This is a genomic window from Microbacterium sp. (genome assembly GCF_047972865.1).
Taxonomy (GTDB): Bacteria; Actinomycetota; Actinomycetes; order Actinomycetales; family Microbacteriaceae; genus Microbacterium.
In genome coordinates, this window is sequence record NZ_JBKEAY010000018.1 from 1 (window position 1) to 4488 (window position 4488).

The following is a 4488-nucleotide window of genomic DNA, read 5'->3' on the forward strand; positions in this document are numbered from 1 at the left end:
GCGTGCTGCGCTCAGGCAGCCCACAACTCGTGCTCCAAGAGATCTGGGGGCACCTGTGCTGCCACTACGCGATCCGCACCCTGATGTTCGACGCCGCCACACACACCGGCCACGACCCCGCCCGGCTCTCCTTCGTCACCGCCCTGCGCGTCTCCCGCCGCTCCATCGCCGAGCAAGGCGCCTTTCCCCCCTCAGCACCCTGACCGCGAGATTGTGTTCGCTGGGCTCTGGCACAACGCGATGATCGATCTGAACCGCAGGCTGCTTCCCATACGCAAGGCGCTCTCCTAGCCGCGGGTCGTCAATCGCATTTACACCGGATGTCTCGTCTATCGCGCCCGCCACAGCAACTGGCCCCAACCCACCGCCGCCGGCATCACAGCCGTCCAAATCGTCCCCTAATTCAACCGTATTGCAGCTAACCCGCTTTCGCGGGCATACTTACCTGAGGCACGGGAACCATTTCGCGGGCATTCCCAAATGAGGCACCTCGGGAAGTCTTGGCGTTACGCGCGAGTCCGGCCCGGGCGAGGTCCTCGTCGGCTAGCCCCAGCCGATGTGACGTCGCCCACACGGTCACCCGCCCCTTTCCGTTCGACGAGGAGACCTACGTCGATGCCGCCGCCCTGTCGGGGTTCGCGTCTGGGGCCGCGACGGTGGCTCTTTCAGGCCCGACCGGACGAACGCGTCAACGACGTAGCGCTGCAGGAAGACGTAGATCAGTGGCGCTGCGCCGGGGTACCGTGGCGGGGTGACCCCGGACCTCGTCGAGCGCTACTTGGAGCGGCTCGGGATGCCGCGGCCGCGGCATCCGCTCACCCCCGCCGACGTCGCCGCGCTGGCGCGGGCGCACGGTGCGCGCATTCCGTTCGAGAACCTGCGGCTGCACCCCGACGGCGCGCTCGTGCTCGACGAAGCGCTGATCGTGCGGCGCATCCTCGACGACGGCGAGGGCGGGCTGTGCTACGAACTCAACTCAGCGTTCGGGCTGCTGCTGACCGCGCTCGGCGCCGAGGTGACGCTGCTCGGGGCGACGGTCGAGATCACGACCGGAGACCTGCCCGGGCGGAGCATCCCGCTCAGCCACATGGCCCTGCAGGTCAGGATGCCGGGTGCCGTGCAGCACGTGGACGTGGGTTTCGGCGGCTCGGTTATCGTGCGGCGCGAAGCCACCGACAGCGAACGCGTCACCGCCGACCCCGGCCGCAGCTACATCGTCGACGGCACCGCGCGGCGACTGTCGGAATTCGCGGATGCCGCCCACTGGCACTCCTCGTCACCCGAATCACGTTTCCAGCGCTCCGTGGTGTGCTCCCTCGCCCTCCCGGACGGCAACGTCACCCTCTCCGCGGTGCCCGCCATGCCCACCGGCACCGGACTGCAGTGGCGGTTCACCGAACACGGCGCGCAGCGACCCGTCACGACGGACGAGGCCCAGCGCCTGCTGCGGACACGGTTCGGCATGACACGCCCGCTGCCGACCGCGCTGCACCGGGGCGAGTGAACGCCGGGGCGAGTGAACGCCGGGGCCGAGGTCCGCTCACCACCCAGCCGCCCGGTCGCCCCGTCACCCGGTCGCCCCGATCCGATCAGCCCGACGCGAGCGGACCAGGACCGCGCGGATGTGGCCCATCAGGGAGGCATAGCGGGCCTCGGCAGCGGTCCCGAAGCGGAATGCGCTGCACTGGAGCGCCTCGCGCACATCGGCCTTGGCCGCTGCGGAAGAGCGGATGCGGTACGCGACCACCTCGGCGACGGACTTCGTCGTGACGGTATCGGAGGTCCGCTCGACCCAAACGTCGACATCTTCGTACCTGCCCGCGTCAATGTCATCGATACCCGCTGGATCGCGGCGCTCAGAGCCGCCGCCCGCCGCACCGATCAGCGCTCATCGACGACGAGCACGGCAAGACGACGACGCCCCTCCGGCATCAATGGCGCGTCAGCGTGGAACACGAAGACCTCCGGAAGCAAGATGCGAGTGTGGTAACCCACATCCTGCCCGGAGGTCTTCGCCACTTCACCCGTTCACAACCTGCCGGGGAAGTACACCTAGTCTTTGCAGACGAGACCATCTTCCGGAGCGGTGCCGTCGAGGAGCATGTCTTCCACCACTTCGTCGATGCAGGCGCTTCCGACGTTGTTGTAGGCAGCGTGGCCCACGCCCTCGTATGTCACGTGTCGAGCCGAGCCGAGATGTCCAGCGAGCGCCAGGGACCACGGAAACGGGGTGGCGATGTCATTCGTGATACCGATGACGACGATGGGAGGCGCGCCATCACCCTTGAAAGCCAGAGGCTTTCCCCGTTCGACGGGCCAGTATGTGCAAGGATCTTGATCTGGTTCGAAGTCCATGCCCAGCAGCGGCGCCTGTTCGCGGGCTTCGTTGTTGGCTTCGGCCACCTGCTCTTGTGTTGATTCCGACCAGTCAGTGCAGGTGTAGGCATAGTGCGCGCCCAAGGAGAGCCAGTCGTCGGAGTCGGAGCCTTCCGCGACATCTCGGAGGAAATCCGTGCGGGACAGGAGCGCTGCATCCTCGATGGATTCAGTCTGCACGAGTCGGAGAAACACTGTCAGGTTCGGCCAGTTCAGCTCCTGGCCACCGAACTGGAGCAGCGCATCCCGGATGCTGTTTCCATCGAAGGGCGAGCCGTCAGCGAGTTCAGCTGGATTGTTGTCGTAACGGTCGATGAGCGCGGTGAGTTGCTTGTAGGCGTCGTCCACGCTTCCGGAGAACGGAGCGAGCTCTTGCGCCTGCGCTGACTTCAGGTAAGCCTTGAGGAGCTGCTCCGCCGCGATTTCGGAATCGGAGATCGTCTTGGCGTAGTTGAGGTCGGGGTCGGTTGCAGAGTCGAGCACCATCCTTCCGACGTTCTTCGGAAACAAGTCCGCGTAGGCGGCACCCAGAGTCGTGCCATAGGAGAACCCCAGGTAGTTCAGTTTCTGCTCGCCGAGTGCGCTACGCACCATGTCCATGTCTCGCGCGGCGTTTTCCGTTGTGATGTGAGGTAAGAGGTCGCCGCTGAGTTCTTCGCACCCTGCGGCGATCTGCTTGGCGTCATCGATGATCTCCTGCTCGGTTGGTGGTTCCGAGTTCTCGGACGCGTCGACCTCGTCATCCACTGGACATTTCACCGGTGTGGAGCGACCGACGCCTCGCGGATCGATCGCGATGATGTCGTACGACTCTCGAACGCGTGCGCTGAAGATGGTAGATACGTTCGTCGCCACATCAGAGACCACCTCAGCGCCCGGTCCGCCGGGGTTGTAGAACAGGGTTCCCTCGGACTTGCCCGTCGCTGGAACCCGAAGCACCGCGAGGTCGATCTTCTTCCCGTTGGGTGCCTCATAGTCGAGTGGAACGGAAACGGTTGCGCATTCTGCGGTGCCTTCGCATCTCTCCCACGCAAGGGCGGTGTCGGAGTTCGTTCCGGTATCAACGGGCGCGCATGCGCTTGACGTCAGTATTCCGATACTCGCGATCGCGAGAGCCTGTGTAAGCCGTGACTTCTTCATGAGCATGACGCTACGGAGCGAACGCCGTGCAGAACTCCCGCGACGGATGGAATACCCTCGGCCCACCGAGGGAACCGAACCTCCGCCGGGAGACGGATTCCTTGCGTTGCGCGCCCACAATCGTGCGGCGCATCCTCGACGACGGCGAGGGCGGGCTGTGCTACGAACTCAACTCAGCGTTCGGGCTGCTGCTGACCGCGCTCGGCACCGAGGTGACGCTTCCCGCGCCTGAGGTCGACGGACCCGCCGGCTCACCCGGCGGCGAGCACGCTCTCCAGGCGGACGTACGAGGCCTCCATGCCGTCGGTCATCCCGGTCGCGAGAATCTGGTCGCGCAGCTCACGACTGGGGTACTCGATCAGCAGGGTGAGCAGGGTCGCACCGTCCTCCTCGTACAGCTGCAGGTCGTTGGTCGTGCCCGGCCCGTCGACGCCCATCATGCGCTCGGCGGTCACCGCCCGGCGCGGTGCGTCGCTGAGGATGGTCTCGCCCTCGAACCCGAACCGGGTGGCCTCGTCGTTCCCCCGCTGCCAGACGTACCGGTAGGTGTCGCCGACCTCGCACTCCACCATCTGCCACCCGTCGGGGCCGAGCAGCCACTGCCGCAGCAGGTCCGGCTCGTGGTGCGCCCGCCAGACGAGCTCGCGCGGACCCTCCACGAGCCGGGTGATGCGCACGTGGGTGTCGTCGAGGATCTCGGTGCGGGTGCCCGCGCCGGCGGCGTAGGCGCGGAGGTCTTTCAACACGGCATCCAGCTGGCTTATCGCCATGCGCGAGCCCTCCACCGCGCCCATCGACACGACCTGTTCGAGCGCCTCGGCCGACGTGAAGAAGGTGGTGTTGGTCATGCGCGATCCGCCCTCGGTGGCCTCGAAGACGAACAGCATGCGCATCGCGGGCAGGTCCGCGACCGGCGCGCCGGTCGCGTCGAGGAACGAATCGAGCACCTCGAAGTCATGACCCGGGCGGATG

At 66.3% G+C, this 4488-nt stretch carries 3 protein-coding genes and 1 pseudogene; 2 read left to right on the forward strand and 2 right to left on the reverse strand.

Annotation, left to right across the window (positions count from 1 at the left end):
- Window positions 1-203 (forward strand): annotated as a pseudogene (locus ACK5KK_RS01160) (IS4 family transposase); the annotation flags it as partial.
- 548 nt (window positions 204-751) lie between these two features.
- Window positions 752-1504: an arylamine N-acetyltransferase family protein gene (locus ACK5KK_RS01165; RefSeq protein WP_416888258.1), complete on the forward strand. Its 753-nt coding sequence runs from the start codon at window positions 752-754 to the stop codon at window positions 1502-1504.
- Window positions 1505-2052: 548 nt separating this feature from the next.
- Here ACK5KK_RS01165 and ACK5KK_RS01170 read toward each other — a convergent pair.
- Window positions 2053-3516 carry an alpha/beta hydrolase gene (locus ACK5KK_RS01170; RefSeq protein WP_416888259.1) on the reverse strand — a complete coding sequence of 488 codons (1464 nt, stop codon included), beginning with the start codon at window positions 3514-3516 and terminating at the stop codon, window positions 2053-2055.
- Window positions 3517-3767: 251 nt separating this feature from the next.
- On the reverse strand, window positions 3768-4488 hold a 721-nt coding region (locus tag ACK5KK_RS01175), incomplete at its 5' end, for an SRPBCC domain-containing protein (RefSeq protein WP_416888260.1).